Source organism: Dyella sp. (assembly GCF_035685885.1).
Taxonomy (GTDB): domain Bacteria; phylum Pseudomonadota; class Gammaproteobacteria; order Xanthomonadales; family Rhodanobacteraceae; genus Dyella.
On sequence record NZ_DASRZX010000015.1, the window covers coordinates 1 to 22,590 of the forward strand.

Sequence of the window (22,590 nt, forward strand, 5' to 3'; positions counted from 1 at the left end):
CGTCGCCGGTGCCACCGACTACGCGATGCAACCGGCCGGCAGCAAGCTGGGTTTCGCCAGCACCTTCCAGGGCCAGTCGTTCAACGGCAGCTTCGGCAAGTGGACCGCGGCCATCAGTTACGACGCCAGCAAGCTCGCCACATCGAAATTCGACGTCGAAGTGGACCTTGCCAGCGTGAAGACGGGTGACAGCGACCGTGACGGGGCCCTACCTGGCGCTGACTTCTTCAACGTGGCCAAGTTTCCCAAGGCCCACTTCGTCACTACGGGTTTTCGCCAGAACGGCGCCCAGGTGATCGCCGACGGCAATCTCACGCTGCGCGGCGTGACCAAGCCAGTCAGTCTCGACGTGACGTTCAAGCCGCAAGGCACCGGCGCCACCCTCGATGTGAGCGGCAGCGTGAAACGGCTCGATTTCGGCGTCGGCGGCGGCGAATACGCAGACACCTCGGTGATTGGGGCGGATGTGAAAGTCAACGCGCATCTGGTTCTCACCGCCAAGTAAGCGCCCTCAATCTCGAAGGGCTGTTCTTTGCAGGAGCGCACCCAGTGCGCGAAAAGCCCGTCCGCGAATAGGAAGCTGCACCTCGCGGTCGCGCACTGGGTGCGCTCCTACACCGTCGCGCTGGCCACAAAACCGCGCACGGCCGCCGCATCGAACGGCCAATCCAGCTCGCGGCCATCCATCTGGTCGCGCAGCACCGGCACCCGCGCGCCATAGCGCGCCTCAAGCATCGCGTCGTCATCGACCCACTGACTGTCGAAATCCGGCGCACGCGCCTCGGCCATGACGGCCAGCGCCTGGTCGCACAGGTGACAGTAATCTCGTTGGAAAAGCACGAATCGCATGGTCATGACGGGCGGACGATACCCCATGGCCTGAAGTGACGGCGAGGGTTCGCGTTCGCCGACACCTGCCGTCATGGCCCTGTGGCGATTCTCGCCATGCCGGCCCGCTGGCCAATTCAAATGATAATGACTATCATTTGCACGCTTAGCACAAGCTTAGTCGCCGGCTCCATCGGCGTCTGCCCGATATCAACAAGACCCATAAGGCTCATCGATGTCAGCCCTCGCCTCGCCCACGCGACGCCTTCCCCTGCGCCGCAGCCTCGCTGTTGCCCTCTCCCTGGCCCTTGCGGCCACCCTGGTCCACGCCGAAGACGGCTCGACCGCCGCCGACACCACCAAGGTGAAGAACCTCGAAGGCGTGCAGACCACCGCCACGGTGACGGGCGACGGCGACTCCTACACCACGCGCGCGGCGGACAGCGCTACCCGCCTGTCGCTGTCGCTGCGCGAGACGCCGCAGTCGATCAGCGTGGTGACGCGCCAGCAGATGGATGACTTCGGCCTCAACAACATCAACGCGGTGCTGGACAACACCACCGGCGTGAACGTGGAGCGCGTGGAGACGGACCGCACCTACTACAGCGCGCGCGGTTTCGACGTCACCAACTTCCTGGTCGACGGCGTGGGCCTGCCGTTCGCCGATGGCAACCAGCAAGGCGACCTGGACACGGCCGTGTATGAGCGCGTGGAAGTGCTGCGCGGCGCCAACGGCCTGCTGTCGTTCACCGGCAATCCGTCGGCGACGATCAATTTCGTGCGCAAGCGTCCGACCGCGGACTACCAGGGTGACATCGGCGTCACCGTGGGCAGCTGGGACAACCGCAGACTTGATGTCGACCTGTCCGGGCCGTTGAATGATTCACGCAGCGTGCGCGGCCGCCTGGTCGCCGCCGACCAGGACACCGACAGTTATCTGGACCGCTACAACCTGCGCAAGCAGGTGGTCTCCGGCATCGTCGATGCGGACCTCACCAGCAGCACGCTGCTGAGCGCGGGCGTCACCTACCAGAAGAACAAGACCCATGGCGGCATGTGGGGCGCGTTGCCGCTGTACAACACGGACGGCACGGCGACCGATTACGACCGCTCCACCAGCACCTCCGCCGACTGGTCGCACTGGAACATCGCCGATACGCGCAGTTTCCTCGAACTCACGCAGGAACTCGGGAACGACTGGCACCTGAAGGCCTCGCTCAACTACCGCCGGGTCACCGAGGACAGCAACCTGTTCTACGTGTATGGCACGCCGGATGCGCAGACCGGACTGGGCCTGTACGCCTATCCCTCCGCGTACAACAGCGCCGAGAAGCAGTACGTCGCCGACCTGTATGCCACCGGCCCCTTCAACCTCGCGGGCCGTCGCCATGAGCTGGTCATCGGCGCGAACTGGGCCAAGGACGATGTGCACCAGCTATCCGGCTATGGACAAGGCATCGGCACGCCGTTGCCGCCGCTCGACCAATGGACGGGCGACTATCCGATGCCGCCGTTCGATGCCTACTACGGCCATGGCGACTTCCACATCAAGCGCAAGAGTCTCTACGCCACCGCGCGCTGGAGCCTCGCCGATCCGCTCACGCTGATCACCGGCGCCAGCTTCGTGGACGTCGAGGAGACCGGCGTCAACTACGGTGTCCCCAGCAACTACAGCAAGACGGAAACCACGCCCTTCATTGGCGCGGTATACGACCTCTCGAAGAATTATTCGCTGTACGTGAGCTACGCCAAGCTGTTCAACCCGCAGACGCAGACCGACGCGGGCAACAAGGTGCTCGATCCGGTCACCGGTGCCAACCTCGAAGCCGGCCTCAAGGGCGAGTGGTACGACGGGCGCCTCAACGCGTCGTTCGCGCTGTTCCGTTCGCGACAGGACGGCCTCGCCGAATACGCGGGCCACAACCTGGCGACCAACCAGGACTACTACACCGGCATCGATGCCACGGCGAAGGGCTACGAGTTCGACGTGAGCGGCCAACTCACCGACCATTGGCAGATGAGCGGTGGCTACACGCAGCTGGGCCTGCATGACCCGGATGGCGCGAACGTGCGCACCTACGTGCCACGCCGCACCTTCCGCCTGTCCACCGTCTATCGCGTGCCGGCACTTGAAGGTTTGCGCGTGGGCGCCACGCTGCGCTGGCAGGACCGCATCCATCGCGACCAGCAGGACGTGGCGCTCGATGGCAGCGAGATCTACACGACGCAGGGCGCGTATGCCGTGCTTGGCCTGATGGCCGGCTACGACTTCAACCAACACTGGAGCACGACGCTCAATGTCGACAACGTGACCAACCGCAAGGTGATCACCAGCCTGTACTGGTCGCAGGGTTTCTACTCGGCGCCGCGCAGCGCCATGTTGAATGTGCGCTACCGGTTCTGACGCCGGTCGGGTCGGAGCGGGACCATACGCCCCCGCTCCGGCCTGGCTCATTTGGGCAATTTCGATGGACCTCGTCCGCCCTTGCGTCGACCGGAAGCCGCTGCCGGCGATTTTTTTGCGGTGTCTGTATTGTCGCGCTCCAGATAGCCGGCGAAATGTTGGCGTAGACGGTTGATCTCGCTGATGCGATCCATCACGTCGCCCTTCTCCTGCACCATCGCGGTCGTCAGCAGGCTGAACAGGCTGGTATAGGCGCCGAAGCTGTGCCACGCGCGATCGGCCTGGATCATCAGCACGTTCGGCGTGAGTTCGCGGGCCCAGTAGCACTCCGTGTCGGTGATCAGCACCAGCGGAATCCCGCGTTCGACCACTTCCTCCGCCAGCGTGCGGAATTGCCGGAAGTAGCGACGCATGTCGATCAGCACCACGCAACTGTTGCGCGTGGAATCGAGCAGCATGTCGGCATAGGCGCCATCAATGCCCGAATTGAACGATACGTTCGGGCGCACCTGCTGCAACATGGCCGCGAACCCCAGGCCGAGAAACGTACCGTGGTGGAAGCTCGACACGGTGACGCGATCGGCGGTCGACAGCAGCTTCACCACCAACTTCCATTCCCGGGTGCCCGCGAGCGCGTGCGTGCTGGTCAGCGCGCGGATTTCCGCCTGCAGGTGAGTCGCCAGCGGATCGGCATCCCTGGTTTTCTCCACATCCTTGTAAAGATGGCGCCACGACGCATCGCCGCGCAGCTCCTCCTTGAGGTCGCTGACGCCTTCATAGCCGAGATTGCGCAGGAAGCGCCCAACCGTCATCTGGCTGACGCCGACCTTCTTGCTGAGGGAGGCCGCCGTCTCGAACGGCACGTCGCGAATGTTCTGCAGCAGGTAGCTGGCGATCTTCTGCTCGGACGCCGTGAATATCTCCCAGCGATCCTTGAGCTTTTGTTGGAGATCCTTGGTCATCGCCGCCCGCTTATCGTGAAAGCACCATGGCCGCGCCCGCATCCTCGCGTGTTTCAACCTGGCCCAGCCGCACACCTAGGATATACAAAAGCACCGCGGCGAGCCCGGCGACCGCACCGATCAGCGCGAAGAACCAGCCGTGCGACAGGCCGCTCCACAAGGTCCCCAGCGCGCCGGCCAGCAGGTTGCCGAAGAATCCTGCGAAGAACCAGGTGGCAATGCTGGTGGCGCGGAAACCTTCCGGCGCCATGCGTCCGAACAGACCCAGCCCGATCGGCAGGATATACAGCTCGCCCAGCGTCATCATGACGAACCAGCCCACCAGCCACACCCAGCTGGCGCGCACGCCGTGCGCATCGGACCAGGTCGCTACGCACGCCAGGATCAGATAGGAAGCGCCCACGACCGCCGCGCCAAAGGCCATCTTCATCAGCCACGGCGTCTCCACGCCGCGCTTGGCCAGTCGCGCCCAGCGGATCACCAGCAGCGGCGTCGCGGTGAAGACCACCAGCGAGTCGAGCGACTGGAACCAGGTCATCGGAATGCTCCAGCCCGCCGTCACCTGGCGATCCACACCCTCATTCGCCCACAGCGCGATGGTGTTGCCGACCTGCTCGTACGCGCCGCGAAATATCACCACGATGGCCGCGACCGTAACGAGAAAGCCGAAGCGCTGCAGCGCGGCGCGATCGAGCGGCGGCTTCGCCTGCTTCACCACCGCGGAGCGCACGGGTTCCGGCGGGAGGTAGCGGCTGCCACTGAGATAGATCACCAGCGAGAGCAGCATGCCAACGCCCGCGGCCGTGAATCCCCAGTGCCAGCCAAACGCTTCACCCAGCGTGCCGCACACCAGCGGCGCCAGGAAGGCACCGAGATTGATGCCGATGTAGTAGATGTTGTACGCGTTGCTCGCTCGCGGGTCGCCGTGTCGGTAAAGACCTTCGATCTGGCTGGCGAGGCTGGGCAGGAAGAGTCCGTTGCCCAAGGCAATGGTGGCCAGCGCCGGATAGAACAGCGGCTCGGACGCCATCATGAAATGCCCCAGCGCCATCGTGGCGCCGCCGATCACCACCGCGTTGCGCTTGCCCAGCCAGCGGTCCGCCACCACGCCGCCAAACACCGGCGTGAAATAGACGAAGGCCGCGTACACGCCATAGATCAGGGACGCATGCTCCTGCCCGATCTTCAGGTGCATGGTCATGTAGTAGACCAACAACGCGCGCATGCCGAAGAAGGAGAACATCTCCCACATTTCGGTGAGAAACAGGATGCTGAGGCCGGCCGGATGGCCAAACCAGGTGCTTTCCCGTGCCGGAACTCCCGCTTCGGACATGCGCGACGTCACTCCCCTGATGGCTTACGCATCGACGGCCACAGGGCCGCCCCAGACTTCTTCCGGACACCAGATGCGCCCGTCTTCGTAACGGACTGCTGGCGTACGGTCCGACACTAGGAACAGCGGCCCATCGAGGTCAACCACCATGCAAAGGGCACCGACCACGAAGCCCGGCCCCATCGACCACGAGGTGCCGCCCATGTTGCCCACCATCAATTTGAAGCCGAGCTCCTGCGCACGTTTTGCGAGGATCAACGCCTCGGTGAGACCGCCGCACTTGTCCAGCTTGATGTTGATGACGTTGACACGACCAACCAGTTTTTCGAGGTCGCGATGGTCCTGCACGCTTTCGTCGGCCGCCAGTGGAATGGGGCTGTCCAGGCCATCCAGCCATGCTTCCTTGCCCACCGGAAATGGTTGCTCGACGACGGCTACGCGACTTTCCACGAGCGCCGGCATCAGCGACGCGAGGGTTTCCGGCGTGAAACCCTGGTTCGCATCGACCATCAGCCACACATCCGGACGGGCCGCACGCACGGCACGTACACGATCTGCATTGCGGTCGTCGTCGGTCAGCTTGAGCTTGAGTGCGCGCGCCTGCGTGTAGTTGCGCGCGCGCTCGGCCATCACCTCGGGCTCTTCCGCACCCACGGTGAAGGTGGTCAGCAGCGGCTCGGGCGGATTGAGCCCGGCCAGTTGCCAGGCCGGCTTGCCCTGCCGCTTGGCCTCGAGATCCCACAGTGCGCAGTCGAGTGCATTGCGCGCACCACCGGGTGGCAACAGCGACAGCAACTGCTGTCGCGTGATGCCACCTTCGATGATGTCGCGCAAGGCTTCCACCTGCCTCAACATGCCCGGTGGCGTGTCCTGGTGGTAGTACACGCCAAGCGCCTCGCCATACCCGACGTGGCCACCGCTTTCGAGGCGAACCACCAGCATCTCGTTGTGCGTGAAGGTGTAGCCGGTGATGCGGAACGGTGCCGTCATTTCGACCCGTTCGATGGAGGTGGTGAGCTTCACCCGCGTGGTTTCCTGCATGGTCATCAAGATCTCCGGCCTCAGAAGCGCACGTTGAAGCTGACCAGGCCAAAGGCCAGGATGAACCAGACGAGGTAAAGCGCGGAGAGCGCCAGCAACACCTCGCCCACGCGCACCCACAGGCTGCGCTGCCTGAGCTGCCAGGTACGCACCGTGTGGAACAGCACGGCCAGCGCGCCCACCATGGCGACCACGCCGAGCACGTACAGCAGGTAGAACCAGGGCGTTGCCGTGCCACGCAGCAGGAAGTTCTCGTCTGCCGAGATGGCGGCGATCATCAACACCCAACCCAGCACGTCACCGAACAGCAGCAGTGCACCGACGCGCGACCAACGGCGCGAGCGACGCAGTGCCGGTGCAATATCGAACGGGCGCTGATAGTTGCGACGCGCCCACGCACCCAGCCACCAGAACAGCAGCGCACCGAGAATGATCACCAGCGAAAGGCTGGCCCACAGGCTCACCGAACCCATGCTCTTGGCGGCAGGAACGCGGTCGAACACGAACACCGGCGAGATATGGTCGGTGGCCCAGTACTTGATGTTGCCGTTGGCGTCGGCGATGAAGTCCAGCTTGCGCTGGCCATTCTCCTCGACATAGTGCAGCGGGCTGACTTCGCGCCAGTGCAGGGGCTTGCCCGCGTAGTCGCTCAGCGCGGCAATGGTCAGGGTGCCGTCCGGCATCGCGTTGACCTGCATCTGGCCCAGCAGATTGAACGGCTTCAGCGCGCTCACATTGCGACGGCTCGACTCGTACCAGCCGGCCACGCGCGCCGCATCGGCCTTGGCGGACGACAACGCCGGCTGGTCTTTCAGCGGCGATGGGAAGTAGCGATCCAGGAACGCGTAGAAGATCGCGCTTCGAATGGTGTGCGCGCCGCCGACTTCGCTGCCGAGGCTATTGAACGACATGAAGATGCCGACGTTCTTGTCGAGCAGCAGGTGCAGGTCGCTGTGGAACACGATGGTGTCGCCGCCATGGCCGATGATGCGCAGGCCGTTGCGGTCTTCCTGGTAGAAGCCCAGATCAAAGCCCACCATGCCCGGCGACGCGGTGTACTGCGGCGAATGCATCAGCTTGGCGGTGTCTTCCCGCAGGATACGGGTATCGCCATAGCGGCCGTTCTGCAGCTGGGCAATCATGAACTGCGCCATGTCGTTGCCCGAGGAACTGAGCGCGCCTGCCGGCGGCGGATCCACGAACTCGAACGGCTGCGCCTGGCCATCGGAAGCGGTCTTGTAGCCCTTCGCCATCAGCGGCGCGAGCGCTGCCGGCAACGGCTGGTCGAAGCTGGAGTGCTTCATGTTGAGCGGCTGGAGGATGTGCTTCTGCACGTAGTCCTCGAAGCGCTCTCCGGAAACGCGCTGCACGATGTAGCCAGCCAGGCCGCAGCCATAGTTGGAATACGCAACCGTTTCGCCCGGCGGGAAGATGCGTGCCGGCAAATGGCCCTTCAGATAGCGCTCAAGATTGACCTCTTCGGCCGTCGCCGGCAGCAGGTCGCGCGCCACTTCCTCAAAGCCCGCGGTATGCGTCATCACGTTGCGCAAGGTGATGGGCTTGCCTTCGTACGGCGGAATCTTGAAGTCGATGTATTCGTTGACGTCGTGATCGAGGTTGACCTTACCCTGTTCGACCATCTGCATCACCGCCGTCCAGGTGAACAGCTTGGACGTGGAACCGGGGCGGAACAGCGTGGTTTCGGGCGACACCGGTGCGCGCGTCTTGAGGTCCGCGTAGCCGTAGCCACGCGAGAACAACACGCTGCCGTCCTTCACCACGGTCACCACGCCGCCGGCGATGTCGCCACGCTGCATGGAGAACGGCACGAGTCCGTCGAAGAAGGAGGAAAGATCTTCCGCGTTAAGGACGTGCTCGCCGTTATCCGGGACGCTGGCCGCGATCGGCGCAGGTGACGGGCTGGGCGCTGCGGGCGGCACGGGCGGGACCTGCGCCAGGCCCACACCGGCCGTCACGCATGCAGCCAGCGCAACCAACCGTTTGACTAGGTGGTTCATGGAAAACTCCAAATTGGATGCAAAGAAGTCGCTTAGAACTCGACGCTGGCGGATACGCCGATGGTGCGGGGCGTCTGGTACGTGGCCTGGAACGGACTGGCGACCGGATCCAGCGTCTCGCCGCTCATCGCGGTGATGCCACGCTTGTTGCCAAGGTTCTTGGCATAGAGCGCAAAGGACCACTTGTCGACGTTGGCGCCGAGGTGGAGATCGGCGCTGGTGAAGCTCGGCAGCGCGAAGCGCGGCGCGGGCACGGTGTTGAAGTCCGACTGGCGCGAGCCCACGTAGCTGACATTGCCACCGACGAAGCCGGACCAGCCGCCGCCGAGCGGGAAGTTGTAGTCGGCGCCAAGGTTTGCGTTCCACTTCGGCACGTACGGCAACACATCGCCGCTGTAACCGTACACGCCACCCGGCGGTGTATCCGCGGTGAGTTCGGCCTTGGTGTAGGTGGTGTTGGCCCAGACGGTGAAGCCCGCCACCGGCGTGAAGCTCCAGCTGGCTTCCAGGCCCTTGCTGCGGGCCTTGCCGCCGTTGCCCAGGAAGCTGAAGCCACCGCTGGTTTCGGCGAGCTGGATCTTGCGCCAGTCGATGTAGAATACATCCACGTCGACGCTCATGCGCTTGTCCAGCATGAGCGACTTCAGGCCCAACTCGTAGCTCACCAGCTTGTCGGCGTCGAACGTCAACGGCGCGCCCAGTCCCGGCGGCACGCCCACATTCGGACCACCCGGGCGGAAGCCCGAGGCGATGCGCATGTACGCCATCAGGTCATCGCCGAACTTGTAGCTCGGGTTGAACAGGTACGTCACCGGATGATCGTTGCCGTGCGTGGAGAAATTGCTGTCGCCGGTGAGCAGGCCCGTGCCGGTCTGCGTGTACGAGGTCTTGTCGAAGCTGTAACGCGCGCCGACCAGCACGCTCAGGTTGGACGTGGCGTGCCAGGTGACGTCGCCATAGCCAGCCCACTCGGTGAACAGCGCGGGCCCGATATCCAGGTTCGCCAGTGTAGGCAATGCAATCGGCACGCCCGTGTTGGCGTCGAAACTCAGCACGCTCTGGCTGTCGGTGCTGCGCTCATGCGTGTAGAACATGCCGACGCGCCATTCGATCAGCTGCTGCTCGGGTGACTGCAGGCGCAGTTCCTGCGTGACCTTGTTGAGCGCCACCGGCTGGTGAATGGAGTAGCCGCCATCGTCCAGGCCGAATGCCGGATTGAGTATCGGGCCGTAGGCGTTGGTGACGTCAGTGTTCTCGTTGAGGCGCAGCGTGCCGTAGCTGGTGGTGGAAACCAGCTTGGCCCAATCGAAGTCCGCGTTGATCGACAGGTCGTAGAGCCGGTACTTCAACTTGAGTGCGCCAGTGCTGGCCGCCCTCGCCTGCTTGTCATCGCCGTAGATCGGCTTGAGCGTGTACGGGTCGATATCCACCCCGCTGTTGGCCAGGCCATCGCTGCTCAGGTTCTGTGCCAGCGTCGAGAAGCGCACGGAAACCTTGCCGCTGGGCGTCCACAACACCTGTGCGCGTGCACCCGACACCTTCGCCTCGTTCACCTCCGACTTGCCGGTGGTGACGTTGTCGATGTAGCCGGGATCGGTGCGGTCATAGGCATTGACGCGCAGCGCCAGCGTGTTGGCGACGAGCGGAATATTCACCGTCGCGTGCGCACCGAAACCAGTGCCACCGCTGTCGACGCTGCTTGAATCCACGCCGAGGCGAGCGCTTGCCTGGGTGGTATCCGGTGGCGTGGTGACGAACTTCACCAGGCCGCCCAACGTGTTCGAACCGTAAAGCGTGCCCTGCGGGCCACGCAGCACTTCGATGCGCTGCAGGTCGTAGGGATCGATGTCGGGCGTCAGCAGACTGCCCACCGAATAGACCGTGCTCGATCCATAGGGCGTGTCATCGATGTAGGTACCGACGGCAGCATTCGGCTGCCCACTGCCCGACGTGATGCCGCGCAGGATCAGCTGGGTTTGGCCCTCGCCCGTGGAAATCGTGTTGAGGCCAGTGATCTGCGTGGCGTAGTCGGCAAAGCTGGTGGCGTTCTGGCGCTCCAGCTGCGGCCCCGCCATCACCGACACGCCCATCGGCACGTCCTGCAGGCGCTCGTTGCGCTTGTTGGCGGTGACGATGACCGTGCCCAGTTGCGTGGCCGATGTCTCGGTGGCCGATGTGGAAGCATCCTGTGCCGGGTCCTGGCTCGCCAATCCGGCGGACCCATGGCTTGCCGTGCTCGCGCTGGCGGCGGCGACCGACGCGCCGTCATCGGCCTGCTGCGCCAAGGCGCAGAGTGGGCCCATCAAGACCGCGGCAATGGCCGAACAGATACAGCGACGGCTGAACTGCGTACGACGACGTTCCATCACATTCTCCCCCCGGAGAGTTAGATACCCGCCTTCACAGTGTTATCACCATAACATTTTAGTGTCAATGGTATTTTTATACCGTCGCCGGTCTACGCGCCCGCCAAGTGCCTTGCGCACCATTTGGACGTCCAAAAATCTCCTTGCCTCGCGGAATATGAAGCCTGCTGCAGACGTCGGGCGGACGGGGGAGGCGCGTCGAAGCACCCCTTGCGCGCGATGCGCGCAGCTTCCATACGCCTGCGCACCGAAAACATCGCTGCGGCGCGGCAACCATCGCTAGGCGGCCCGCGTAGAATGTGCGGCTGTCCCCGCCCACTCCGCGTGTTTTCATGGCTGTCAGCGTATTTGACCTGTTCAAGATCGGCATCGGCCCTTCTTCCTCGCATACTGTTGGCCCCATGCGGGCCGCCGCGCGCTTTGCCGAGCGCTGGCTGGAGGAGAAAGGCGTGCTCGACCGCGTGACGCGCGTGCGCGCCGAGCTCTACGGCTCGCTGGCCATGACGGGCCGCGGTCACGGCACCGACAAGGCCGTGTTGCTGGGCTTTGAGGGCGAGCATCCGGATACGGTTGACCCGGACCACATCCCCGAAACGCTCTCGCGCATTCGCACCACGCATCGCCTGCGCGTGCTGGGCAAGCATGAGATCGAGTTCGAAGAGAAGCGCGATCTCGTCTTCAACAAGCGCCAGAAGCTGCCGTTCCACACCAACGGCATGCGCTTCTCCGCCTATGACGCCGAAGGCCACGAACTGGCCACGCGCGACTACTACTCGGTGGGCGGCGGCTTCGTGGTGAACCACGACGAGGCGGCCGAAGACCGCATCGTGGCCGACACCACCGAGCTGCCCTACGCGTTCTCCACCGGCGACCAGATGCTGGAGCTGTGTCAGAAGCACAACCTCTCCATTGCCCAGCTGATGATGGAGAACGAAAAGGTGTGGCGCAGCGAGGCCGACGTTCGCAGCGGCCTGCTCATCATATGGAAGGCCATGCAGGATTGCGTGAACCGCGGCCTGCGCTCGCCTGGTGTGCTGCCGGGCGGCCTGAAGGTGACGCGCCGCGCGCCGGCCATGGCAGCCGACCTGCGCGACCAACCGGAAGCCTCATTGAAGGACCCGCTGACCATCCTCGACTGGGTGAACCTCTACGCGCTCGCCGTCAACGAGGAGAACGCCGCGGGTGGTCGCGTGGTGACGGCGCCGACCAATGGCGCGGCAGGCATCGTGCCGGCGGTGCTGCACTACTACCACCGCTTCTGTCCCAAGTCGGACGAGAACGGCATCGTCGATTTCATGCTGACCGCGGGCGCCATCGGCATCCTCTACAAGGAGAACGCCTCGATCTCCGGCGCCGAAGTGGGCTGCCAGGGCGAAGTGGGCGTGGCCTGCTCGATGGCCGCCGGCGGACTCACCGCCGCGCTGGGCGGCAACGTGCTGCAGGTGGAGAACGCCGCCGAGATCGGCATGGAACACAACCTCGGCCTCACCTGCGACCCGATCGGCGGCCTGGTGCAGATTCCCTGCATCGAACGCAACGCGATGGGCTCGGTGAAAGCCATCAACGCCAGCCGCATGGCGCTCAAGAGCGACGGCAAGCATCGCGTCTCGCTGGACAAGGTGATCGCCACCATGCGCGACACCGGCCGCGACATGAAGGACAAGTACAAGGAAACCTCGCGCGGCGGCCTGGCGGTAAACGTCATCGAGTGCTGATGGCACTTCTCCTTCTCCCCTTCGGGGAGAAGGCCGGGACATTGCCACCTTTACGGTGGTGAGGGGTGGGTGCTCGCGACAGGGCCACCTACCTGAAAACCCGCTCGATCAGGCGAAATCGCAAGATTGCCCCTTACCCCAACCCTCTCCCCGAAGGGGAGAGGGAGCAGGCGGCGCATCACTTTCCACAACCCATTCAATCACCTACCTGCTGCGCCGCCGCATCGCCCGCGTCCGCTGCCGGGCTGACAGCGGCCTGACCGGTCTGTCATCATCCGCCCCTTGCGTCGCCCAGGGAGGCGGCCCTTCGTTCCACTGACCTGGGGACCTGCATGTCTCATTCCTCGATCCGACGCGACGTCGGTCCATTCGCCCTCATGCTTACCGGCCTGGGGTCGATCATCGGTTCCGGCTGGTTGTTCGGCGCCTGGAAGGCCGCGGGCCTGGCCGGCCCCGGCGCCGTGTGGGCGTGGGTGCTCGGCGCGGCGATCATCATGACCATCGCGCTCACCTACGCCGAGCTGGGCGCCATGTTCCCCGAGTCGGGCGGCATGGTGCGCTACAGCCACTACTCGCACGGCTCGCTGGTGGGCTTCATCGGTGCATGGGCCAACTGGATCGCGATCGTCTCGGTGATTCCGGTGGAAGCCGAAGCCTCGGTGCAGTACATGGCCTCGTGGCCGTGGCAGTGGGCGCAGGATCTGTACATGCACATGCCGGATGGCTCGGGCGAGCTTTCCCAGGCGGGCCTCGCCATCGCTGCAGTGCTGGTGATCATCTATTTCCTGCTCAATTTCTGGAGCGTGAAGCTGTTCGCACGGTCCAACACGCTGATCACCGTGTTCAAGCTGGTGGTGCCGGCCGCTACCGGCCTCGCGCTGATCGCCAGTGGCTTCCACACAGAAAACTTCTCGGTGGGCATCCACGGTGATGCGCACGCGATCGACTTCGCGGCCGTGCTCACGGCGGTGGCCACGGCGGGCATCGTTTTCAGCTTCAACGGTTTCCAGAGCCCGGTGAACCTTGCCGGCGAAGCGCGCAATCCGGGCAAGAGCATTCCGTTCGCGGTAATCGGCTCGATCCTGCTGGCCACCGTAGTCTACGTGATCCTGCAGGTGGCCTATCTCGGCGCGGTGCCGCCGGACATGCTGGCCAAGGCCGGCTGGCATGGCATCGATTTCCGCTCGCCATTCGCCGAACTGGCCATCATCGTCAACCTGCATTGGCTGGCCATGCTGCTGTACATCGATGCCTTCATCAGCCCCAGCGGCACCGGCATGACCTACACCGCCACCACGGCGCGCATGATCTACGGCATGGAGCGCAACGGCACGCTGCCGAAGATCCTCGGCCGGGTGCATCCGAAGTGGGGCGTGCCGCGTCCGGCGATGTGGTTCAACCTCGCCGTGTCGTTCCTGTTCCTGTTCAAGTTCCGCGGCTGGGGCACGCTGGCCGCCGTGATCTCGGTGGCAACGATCATTTCCTACCTCACCGGCCCGGTGAGCGCGATGACGCTGCGTCGTACCGCACCGAACCTGCACCGCCCGCTGCGCATTCCGGGCCTGCCGATTCTCGCCGGCATCGCCTTCATCATGGCGACGGAACTCCTGTACTGGGCGCGCTGGCCGCTGACCGGCGAGATCATCCTGCTGATGGTCGTGGCGCTGCCGGTGTACCTGTACTTCCAGCTCAAGGCGAACTGGCACGACTTCGGCCGCCAGCTCAAGGGTGCATGGTGGCTGGTGTTCTACCTGCCCACGCTGGCCCTCGTGTCGTGGCTGGGCAGCACCCAATTCGGCGGCCAGGGTTACCTGAGCTACGGCGTGGATCTCGCCGTGGTCGCCGCGATCGGCCTGGTGTTCTACGTGTGGGGCGTGAAGTCCGGCTGGCGTACGCCATCGGTGGAAGAGGCGGAAGCCAATCCGCACGTGCACGACTGAGAGCACGCTCACGATGGATATGAAAAACGCGCGGTGCGAGCCGCGCGTTTTTTATTTGCGTCACTGATCGCGCACTGGGTGCGCTCCTACAGGGGCTGGTGCAGGAGCGCACCCAGTGCGCGTCCAGCCTGTGTAGCGCTCACGCCAACGCCAGCACATCCCCCAACAACGCCTGCGCCGTCACTTCCGGCCCAGCGCCCGGCCCCTGGATCACCAGCGGCTGCGTGTTGTAGCGCGTAGTGCTGAGCGCGAACTGGTTATCGGTGCCGTAAAGACGCGTGGCCGGGTGATTGGCAGGCACTTCCACCAGGCCCACGCGTGCGCGGCCGCGCTGGTTGAGGCGCGCAAGGAAGCGCAACGAACCACCGCGTGCTTTTGCTTCGGCATGGCGTGCGGCCAGCGGCTCGTCCAGTTCTTCCAGGCGCGAGAGGAAGGTTTCCACATCCACGCCGCGCAGGCTTTCCGGCACCAGGCTTTCCACTTCCACTTCGTCGGGACGCAACGCGAATCCCGCGCAGCGAGCGAGGATCAGCAGCTTGCGCGCGACGTCTTCGCCGGAAAGATCCGAGCGCGGATCGGGCTCGGTGTAGCCCAGCTCGCGTGCGCGGCGCAGCAGCGCGGAGAATGGCTGGCTGCCGTCGTACTGGTTGAACAGGTAGGAGAGCGAGCCGGAAAACACGCCTTCCAGCGTGAGCAGCGCATCGCCGCAGTGACGCAGTCGGCGCAGCGTGGAAATCACCGGCAAGCCCGCGCCCACCGTCGCCGAATCGCCATAGCGCCCACCCTGCGCAAGCGCGGCCTGAAGCGCACGCCAGCCCGGCAGGTCGCCGCCAGCGAGTGATTTGTTCGCCGTCACCACGTGATAGCCGCGCGCGAGCCATTCGGAATGACGCGAGGCGAGCATGCCGCAGGCGGTGGCGTCGATGATGACCTTCACCGATGCATCGTTTGCGTCGAGCGCAGACAGAAGCGCCGCATCGTCACGCACGTCACCATGGCTCCTGAGCTTCTCGCGCAATGCGCGGTCGGCCAGCTGTTCCGCCTGCGTCTGCTGGCGGCGCGAATTGGCCGCGCCCACCAGGCGGATTGAAGACGCTGCCGGCGTATTGAGCAGCTTGAGGAAGGCGCCACCGACCACACCGGTGCCAAGCAGCACGGCGGCAATGGTCGAAGGCGCCTGCGGTTTCGATACCGGCGTGGCTTCCTCCGCGAGTGCCGCGCTCATGCGCTCACCCGGCGCTTGCCCTCACCCACGGCCAGCGCGCGCGACAGGGCGGCATCGAGATCGCGCAGCAGGTCGTCGCCATCTTCGATACCCACCGACAAACGCAGCAGGCTGTCGGCAATGCCGGCGGCGCGACGCGCTTCCGGCGCCATCGAGGCGTGAGTCATCGTGGCGGGATGCGCGACGAGGCTTTCCACGCCACCCAGCGATTCGGCCAGCGAGAAGTAGCGCAGACCATCGACAAAGGCCTCGATGTGCGGCACGTCGCCTTCGACTTCGAAACTGAGCATCGCGCCGAAACCCAACTGCTGGCGCGCGGCCAGCGCATGGCCGGCGTGGGTTTCCAGACCCGGGTAATAGACCTTGCGTACGGCCGCATGGCCGTCCAAACGCTCGGCGATGCGCACCGCGTTTTCCTGGTGCTGACGCAGGCGCACATTGAGCGTGCGCAGGCCGCGCAGGGTCAGGAAGCTGTCGAACGGCGCACCGGTGAGGCCGTTGCAGTTGCCCCACCACTTCAGCTGGTCGGCGATCGCCGGGTCGCGCGCCACCACGGCACCACCCACCACGTCGCTGTGGCCGTTGATGTACTTGGTGGTCGAATGCACCACCACGTCGGCACCCAGCGTCAGTGGCTGCTGCAAGGCCGGCGAGAGGAAGGTGTTGTCCACCACCAGCAACGCACCGACGGCATGTGCGGCCTGCGCCACGTGACGGATGTCGGTGATACGCAGCAGCGGGTTGGACGGCGTTTCCACCCACACCAGCGACGGCTTGAGCGCCAAGCCTTCGGCCAGCGCGTGGCTGTTGGTGAGGTCGACGAACCGCACCTGGAAGCGACCTTTCTTCGCCCACGCATCGAGCAGGCGCCAGGTGCCGCCGTAGCAGTCATGTGCGGCCAGCACGAGCGAACCGGCCGGCACCAGCTCCAGCGCCAGCGCCACGGCGGCCATGCCACTGGCCGTCACCACCGCGCCAGCACCCTGCTCCAGCTCGGCCAGCGCTTCGCCCAGCAGATCGCGCGTCGGGTTGCCGCTGCGCGAGTAGTCGTAGGCGCGCTTCTTGCCGAAACCCTCGAAGGCGTAATTGGTGGACAGATGCAGCGGCGGCACTACGGCGCCGTGCTGGGTGTCCGATTCGATGCCGGCGCGCACGGCGCGGGTTGACAGGGCGGGGGTGTCGCTCATGGTGAATCTCCGTGCGTGATGCTTTTTGGTATCGGGTCAACAACCGGCCAGCGCTTCCCGCAGCAGCGGCGCGAGGCGGTCGGTTTCTTTCAGGAAGGCGTCGTGGCCGTAGGGCGACTCGACCACTTCCAGCGTGGCCGGGCCGTACAGGCGGCGCTGCAGTTCGCACAGGTCCGCCAGCGGCACCAGGCGATCGGACGGGAAGCCGATTAGCGTGGCCGGCGCGGCAACCTGTTCGGGCTGGACGTCATGCAGGTCGATGGATTCGGACAGCGCCAGGAAGCGCTCGACGTCGAAGCGCTCGACGAAGCGGCGACCGGCGTGTTCCAGGTAATCCTCGACGGGAAAGTGGAAGCGGCCTTCGCGAAACTCCGGCGAGGCGTTGAAGCGGCGCGCGAACTCCTCGCTGCCACGGTACGTCGTCATGGCCAGCTGACGGGCCAGTGCCAGCGCCTGCTCCGGCTGGCCGCAATCGAGGCCCAGCCGCACGATGCCGCGCTGCACGGAGCGCTGCGCCGTGGCCAGCGGATGCGGGCGATGTGCGCCGGCCAGCAGCACCAGGCGATCCAGCGCATACGGATGCCGGGCGGCAAACGCCAGCGCAGCCATGGCGCCGTAGGAGGAGCCGATGAAGGCATGCACGCGGCCAATGCCCAGCGCGTCGACCAGCGCGGCCAATGCGTCGGCCTGGTCCTCGCTGGACACGGCCTGCACGCCACCAAGGTCGGCTGGGGTGATCCAGTCGATGGACAGCACGCGGTAGCGGTCCAGGTCCAGCGGGCGACCTGCACCCACCTGCTCCTGCCACCAGCCGGCGGCCGTTTCGCCGTCCAGCGCCACCACGTCGCGGCTGGCCGAGATGCCGCCCTGCACGATTACCGTGGGGGCGTCCGGCGCGCCGCACCACAAGTAGCTGACATCCACCTCGCAGGGCGTGCTGCCGTACTTGGGGCTGAGCGTGACGCGGCGGGTGCTGCGCTGGGTGGTGAGGTCCGGCCGCATGGCGCCGATGGCCGCGACAGGGGCGGACACAGCGGGGGGAACGGATTGCGGCTGGCTGGACATCTCGATCTTCTCCGGTCGGGCATCGACCTGCGGACCGGAGAAGAGAGCCGACGCACGGCCAGCGAACGCGGGCGATGCGGATCTGCCCTCATCTCGCGGCTGGCGCCCGTAGCGCCGCCGCAGGAATTGGCACCGTTGCGGAAGGTTCCGCAGGTTGCCCCGGCTTCAAAGGGCCTGTCCCTCAGCCGGTCTCGATGAGTGTTGGAGAATCTAGCGGCACGGCATGCCGCGTGTCAATAGACGTCTAAACGTCTATGCATCTAGCCATCGACACATCTGTGAAGAACGTCGCCGGTTTCGTGTGAAACCTTGGTGCGCCCGGGCTTGCCGGCCGGGCGCACCCGCGCCTCATTGCTTCTCCGCCACGAAATGCATCGTGCGGTTGCGCAGCTTGTCGTCCATGACCACGTTCATGGTCTTGCCATCAGCCGATACGGTGGAGGTGAGTACGATCACTACCTTGCCGTCGCGCTTGTCGGTCTCGACGATGGTGTTCTTGCCGGTCTTCTTCACGGTGACACCATTGATGCCCGGATCACCCTTGTAGGGCGCGTCGCTGCCGTCCATCTTCGCCTGGTACGACTGGCCCGTCGGCGCGCTCATGCTGAACATGTCGCCCTCTTCCTTGAAGGTGATCTGGGTGGCGTTGTCGGACATCTGGTCCATGCTCGCCGTGAGCCACGAACCGGAAATCGCGTGCGAGCCGGCCGGCCCCGCGGCAACTTGTTTCAACTCGCCACTGCCGGTCACCGGCGCGCCATTGGAGTTGCTGCTGTCGCTGAATTCGAAGCGTGCCGTCTTGCCGTCGGCAGCCACGGTGGTGGTCGAGGTGGCCACGACCTTGCCGCCCTTCTTGTCGGTTTCCTTGACCGTGTGCGCATCGACCACCTGCACCGCCATGGCGTCGAAATAAGGATGGCCGGTGACCGGATGATCCTGCCCGTCGGCCTTGACGCTGACCGGGGGCACGCAGGTCTTGCATTCGTACACGCCGTCCTTGAGCACGAGCACATCGGGCTTCTTGGGCATCTGCACCTTGCTCATGTCGACTTTCCAGGTGCCGTCGAACGGCCCCGCGGCCATTGCGCCGATCGGACACAGCAACAGCAGGCACAGCCCTGCAGACAGTGGCTTGTTCATGGTCATGACTCCCCGGAGTTGGATTGGCCAGGCGATGCCCACTGCCCCGGTGCGACGTCACTGTCCTGCGGGCGCAACTCCCTATCGGACCCAGCACTTCGAACCTACGCCGGGGCGCCACCGGCAGCCACTGGCCGTAAGTGTTAGCGGGTTTGCCGCGCCAGCCGCGGGCTGCAACACTGCGCCCCTCTTCCAGCGATCTTCCATGCCGATGTCCCTTGTCGCCCAGCTCGTCGTCGCCCTTGTCGCCCTGCTCCACGTGTGGTTCCTGGTGCTGGAAATGTTCCTGTGGACCCGGCCTTCGGGCCGCCGCGCGTTCGGGCTGAGCGCCGAGTTCGCACAACAGTCCCGGGTGCTGGCAGCCAACCAGGGCCTCTACAACGGTTTCCTGGCCGCCGGCCTGTTGTGGGGGCTCTGGCTGGGCGCCGCGGGAAGGCCGGTGCTGCTGTTCTTCCTGGGCTGCGTCCTGGTGGCCGGCCTGTTCGGTGGCTTCACCGCCACGCGCAAGGTGCTGTGGATCCAGGCGCTGCCCGCACTGATAGCCATCACGCTGGTGCTGCTGGCCTGACCAGCCGATCACGTCATGCGTGGCAGACTGAATTCCCCGAGAACCGACCAGACCATGAGCCAAACTCCGCAGGAAGCGGTCGGCGACCGCTTCGACCCGGCCCTGATGCAGCACGCCCGCGAGCGCAGCTGGATGGCGCTGCAAGGTATCCACGCACGCATGCACCCAGGCATCAGCGAGGATGAAGCCAAAGTCATGGCCGCCGAAGTGTTCCGCGACCTCGGCATGGAACGCCTGTGGCACCCGGTGCTCATCCGCATCGGACCGAACACCACCAAGACCTACCGGGAGCGCTCCGAACCCGGGGTGCGACTGGGCGAAAACGACATCTACTTCATCGACCTGGGCCTGGTGTTTGCCGGCCACGAGGGCGATGTGGGCGATACCTTCGTGACCGGCCACGCCCCGCAGCTGCAGGCCTGCGCGGAGGCGGCACGCCAGCTGTTCCACCTGGTCGCCGAGGCCTGGCGCAACCGCGGCCTCAGCGGCGAAGCGTTGTATGCCTTTGCCGAGGAGCAGGCCGAGGCAATGGGCTGGCGCCTCAACCACGAGATCAAGGGCCATCGCGTCAGCGATTTTCCGCATTCGGTGCACAAAGCCGGCGATCTGGGGGAACTGGGCGAGCGGCCCTCAGGCGGCCTGTGGATCCTGGAGATCCAGATCGCCCATCCGACCGAGCCGTTCGGGGCGTTCTACGAGGATTTGCTGACGGCCTGAACCGCATCTACACCCTGTGTAGGAGCGCACCCAGTGCGCGATGACCCTCCAGGCAGTGACACGGCAAGGTTTTGGCGAAGACTGACACCAAGGGCGCTCCTACAAAGGGCCGCTGGTGGCCGGCACCCCTCGCCCACGCTTGGTACAATGGCGGGTTCGCGAGCCCAGAACCCGCCCTGCCATGTCCACGCATCTCACCGAAACCCGCCGCCGCCGCACTTTCGCCATCGTCAGCCACCCTGACGCGGGCAAGACCACGCTGACCGAAAAGCTGCTGCTGTTCGGCGGCGCAATCCAGATGGCCGGCTCGGTGAAGGGCCGCAAGGCCGCACGCCATGCCACTTCCGACTGGATGGCGCTGGAAAAGGAGCGCGGCATCTCGGTGACGTCCTCGGTGATGCAGTTCCCGTACGAAGGTCGCATCGTCAACCTGCTGGATACGCCAGGCCACGCGGACTTCTCCGAGGACACCTACCGCGTGCTCACCGCGGTGGACTCGGCGCTGATGGTGATCGACTGCGCCAAGGGCGTCGAGGAACGCACCATCAAGCTGATGGAGGTGTGCCGCCTGCGCGACACGCCGATCATGACCTTCATCAACAAGCTCGACCGCGAGGGCCGCTCGCCGATCGAACTGCTGGACGAAGTGGAGTCGGTGCTGGGCATCGCCTGCGCCCCGCTCACCTGGCCGATCGGCATGGGCAAGCGCCTCAAGGGCGTCTATCACCTGCTGCTCGACGAAGTGCATGTGTTCGAGCAGGGCAAGAATTTCACGCGCCAGGATTCGACCATCTTCAAGGGCCTCGATGCCCCGGGCCTGGAAGCGGCCATCGGCGCCGAGGCGCTGGCCGAACTGCGCGAGGAACTGGAGCTGGTGCAGGGCGCCTCGCATCCGTTCGATGTGGAGCAGTACCTCGCCGGCAAGCTCACCCCGGTGTTCTTCGGTTCGGCCGTGAACAACTTCGGCGTGCAGCTGCTGCTGGACTTCTTCGTCGAGCACGCGCCTTCGCCGCGCTCGCGCTCCACGCTGTCGCGCGAAGTGAAGCCGGAGGAAGGCGCCCTCACCGGCTTCGTGTTCAAGATCCAGGCCAACATGGACCCGGCCCACCGCGACCGCATTGCCTTCATGCGTGTCTGCTCGGGCACGTACAACGCCGGCATGAAGATGATGCAGACGCGCACCGGCAAGGACGTGCGCATCGCCAATGCGCTCACCTTCATGGCCAGCGACCGCGAGATCGTGGAGAACGCCTATCCCGGCGACGTGATCGGCCTGCACAACCACGGCACCATCGGCATCGGCGACACCTTCACCGAAGGCGAGATGGTCAGCTTCACCGGCATCCCGAACTTCGCGCCGGAACTGTTCCGCCGCGCTCGCCTGCGTGATCCGCTGAAGATGAAGGCGCTGCAGAAGGGCCTCGCCCAGCTCTCGGAAGAAGGCGCCACGCAGTTCTTCCGTCCGCTGATGAGCAACGACCTCATCCTCGGCGCGGTGGGCGTGCTGCAGTTCGACGTGGTGGCCTATCGCCTCAAGGACGAGTACGGCGTGGACGCCACCTTCGAGCCGGTCACCGTGGCCACCGCGCGCTGGATCCACTGCGACGATGCCAAGAAGCTGGAGGAGTTCCGCGAAAAGAACGCGATGAACCTCGGCATCGATGCCGCCGGCGAGCTGGTGTACCTGGCGCCTTCGCGGGTCAACCTGCAGTTGGCACAGGAACGCTCGCCCGCCGTGCGCTTCTCGGCCACGCGCGAGCACGCGACGTCGGTCGATCTCTGAGTCGACCTTCCTGCGCTCTTGTCGTCGTCCCTGCGAGCGCAGGGACACGGCAACGGCGCCCTGAGCCAAAACGCCCGATGACCAGCCTTTGGCGATGGTGAAACGCTTGCTTCCTTCGCCGGGATGACGAGCCCTCGGCACCCTCACCGCCGCCCCCGCGAAAGCAGGGGCCAGCGTCTTTCCATGCCTGGCCAAGGCGCAGGACTTGCACTCCTGCCCAGTCGATCTGCCAGGAAAGACGAGCCCAGGAGCACACCGCTGCCTGCACCCGGGCGAGCGATACGCACGGCTCACCAGT

General features: G+C 65.2%; 17 protein-coding genes and 1 riboswitch. Of the genes, 7 read left to right on the plus strand and 10 right to left on the minus strand.

The features are described from left to right. Positions 1 to 505 (plus strand): YceI family protein (locus VFG49_RS02350; RefSeq protein WP_324857896.1); only part of this gene is annotated, 505 nt, incomplete at its 5' end. Positions 506 to 612: 107 nt separating this feature from the next. On the opposite strand, the gene VFG49_RS02355 is transcribed toward VFG49_RS02350, so the two are convergent. Then, a complete protein-coding gene (locus tag VFG49_RS02355; RefSeq protein ID WP_324857897.1) occupies positions 613 to 849 on the minus strand; it encodes a glutaredoxin family protein in 237 nt (78 codons plus the stop codon). Positions 850 to 1,063: 214 nt separating this feature from the next. Here VFG49_RS02355 and VFG49_RS02360 point away from each other — a divergent pair, with 214 nt between their 5' ends. Then, positions 1,064 to 3,232: a TonB-dependent siderophore receptor gene (locus VFG49_RS02360; protein ID WP_324857898.1), complete on the plus strand. Its 2,169-nt coding sequence runs from the start codon at positions 1,064 to 1,066 to the stop codon at positions 3,230 to 3,232. Positions 3,233 to 3,279: 47 nt separating this feature from the next. Here VFG49_RS02360 and VFG49_RS02365 read toward each other — a convergent pair whose 3' ends face one another. The 5 genes from VFG49_RS02365 to VFG49_RS02385 are packed head-to-tail and all read right to left on the minus strand — an operon-like array spanning position 3,280 to position 10,952. Then, complete coding sequence (locus tag VFG49_RS02365) at positions 3,280 to 4,194, minus strand: MurR/RpiR family transcriptional regulator (RefSeq protein ID WP_324857899.1); 915 nt, start codon at positions 4,192 to 4,194, stop codon at positions 3,280 to 3,282. Between the two features lie 10 nt (positions 4,195 to 4,204). After that, the gene (locus VFG49_RS02370) at positions 4,205 to 5,527 is read right to left on the minus strand and encodes a peptide MFS transporter (RefSeq protein ID WP_324857900.1); all 1,323 of its coding nucleotides are present in this window, start codon (positions 5,525 to 5,527) and stop codon (positions 4,205 to 4,207) included. Between the two features lie 24 nt (positions 5,528 to 5,551). Continuing rightward, on the minus strand, positions 5,552 to 6,574 hold the full coding sequence (locus tag VFG49_RS02375; protein WP_324857901.1) for a dipeptide epimerase: 1,023 nt from the start codon (positions 6,572 to 6,574) through the stop codon (positions 5,552 to 5,554). A 14-nt stretch (positions 6,575 to 6,588) separates the two neighbouring features. Further along, entirely contained in the window at positions 6,589 to 8,586 is a 1,998-nt protein-coding gene (locus VFG49_RS02380) for a serine hydrolase domain-containing protein (protein WP_324857902.1), read from the minus strand. 32 nt (positions 8,587 to 8,618) lie between these two features. After that, positions 8,619 to 10,952, minus strand: coding sequence for a TonB-dependent receptor (locus tag VFG49_RS02385; RefSeq protein ID WP_324857903.1), 2,334 nt, complete (start codon positions 10,950 to 10,952; stop codon positions 8,619 to 8,621). 332 nt (positions 10,953 to 11,284) lie between these two features. Here VFG49_RS02385 and VFG49_RS02390 point away from each other — a divergent pair, with 332 nt between their 5' ends. Beyond that, positions 11,285 to 12,667: an L-serine ammonia-lyase gene (locus tag VFG49_RS02390; RefSeq protein WP_324857904.1), complete on the plus strand. Its 1,383-nt coding sequence runs from the start codon at positions 11,285 to 11,287 to the stop codon at positions 12,665 to 12,667. Positions 12,668 to 12,999: 332 nt separating this feature from the next. Then, entirely contained in the window at positions 13,000 to 14,607 is a 1,608-nt protein-coding gene (locus VFG49_RS02395; protein ID WP_324857905.1) for an APC family permease, read from the plus strand. Positions 14,608 to 14,746: 139 nt separating this feature from the next. On the opposite strand, the gene VFG49_RS02400 is transcribed toward VFG49_RS02395, so the two are convergent. The 4 genes from VFG49_RS02400 to VFG49_RS02415 all read right to left on the minus strand — a co-directional run bounded on the left by VFG49_RS02400 (position 14,747) and on the right by VFG49_RS02415 (position 19,224). Then, a complete protein-coding gene (locus VFG49_RS02400; protein WP_324857906.1) occupies positions 14,747 to 15,832 on the minus strand; it encodes a homoserine dehydrogenase in 1,086 nt (361 codons plus the stop codon). Next, entirely contained in the window at positions 15,829 to 17,019 is a 1,191-nt protein-coding gene (gene metB / locus VFG49_RS02405) for a cystathionine gamma-synthase (protein ID WP_324857907.1), read from the minus strand. Before metB ends, VFG49_RS02400 begins: the two co-directional genes overlap by 4 nt. Positions 17,020 to 17,055: 36 nt before the next feature. After that, positions 17,056 to 18,084, minus strand: a complete 1,029-nt coding sequence (gene metX / locus VFG49_RS02410) for a homoserine O-succinyltransferase MetX (RefSeq protein ID WP_324857908.1) — start codon at positions 18,082 to 18,084, stop codon at positions 17,056 to 17,058. Between the two features lie 85 nt (positions 18,085 to 18,169). Next, positions 18,170 to 18,285: riboswitch (SAM riboswitch) on the minus strand. Between the two features lie 147 nt (positions 18,286 to 18,432). Next, positions 18,433 to 19,224, minus strand: a complete 792-nt coding sequence (locus VFG49_RS02415; RefSeq protein WP_324857909.1) for a hypothetical protein — start codon at positions 19,222 to 19,224, stop codon at positions 18,433 to 18,435. Positions 19,225 to 19,435: 211 nt separating this feature from the next. Here VFG49_RS02415 and VFG49_RS02420 point away from each other — a divergent pair, with 211 nt between their 5' ends. The 3 genes from VFG49_RS02420 (at position 19,436) to VFG49_RS02430 (ending at position 22,292) form a co-directional block, all read left to right on the plus strand. Continuing rightward, positions 19,436 to 19,792: a DUF1304 domain-containing protein gene (locus tag VFG49_RS02420; RefSeq protein WP_324857917.1), complete on the plus strand. Its 357-nt coding sequence runs from the start codon at positions 19,436 to 19,438 to the stop codon at positions 19,790 to 19,792. Between the two features lie 54 nt (positions 19,793 to 19,846). Beyond that, positions 19,847 to 20,509 carry a M24 family metallopeptidase gene (locus VFG49_RS02425; protein ID WP_324857910.1) on the plus strand — a complete coding sequence of 221 codons (663 nt, stop codon included), beginning with the start codon at positions 19,847 to 19,849 and terminating at the stop codon, positions 20,507 to 20,509. Positions 20,510 to 20,690: 181 nt separating this feature from the next. Then, positions 20,691 to 22,292: a peptide chain release factor 3 gene (locus VFG49_RS02430; RefSeq protein WP_324857911.1), complete on the plus strand. Its 1,602-nt coding sequence runs from the start codon at positions 20,691 to 20,693 to the stop codon at positions 22,290 to 22,292. The last annotated feature ends 298 nt before the right edge of the window (positions 22,293 to 22,590 follow it).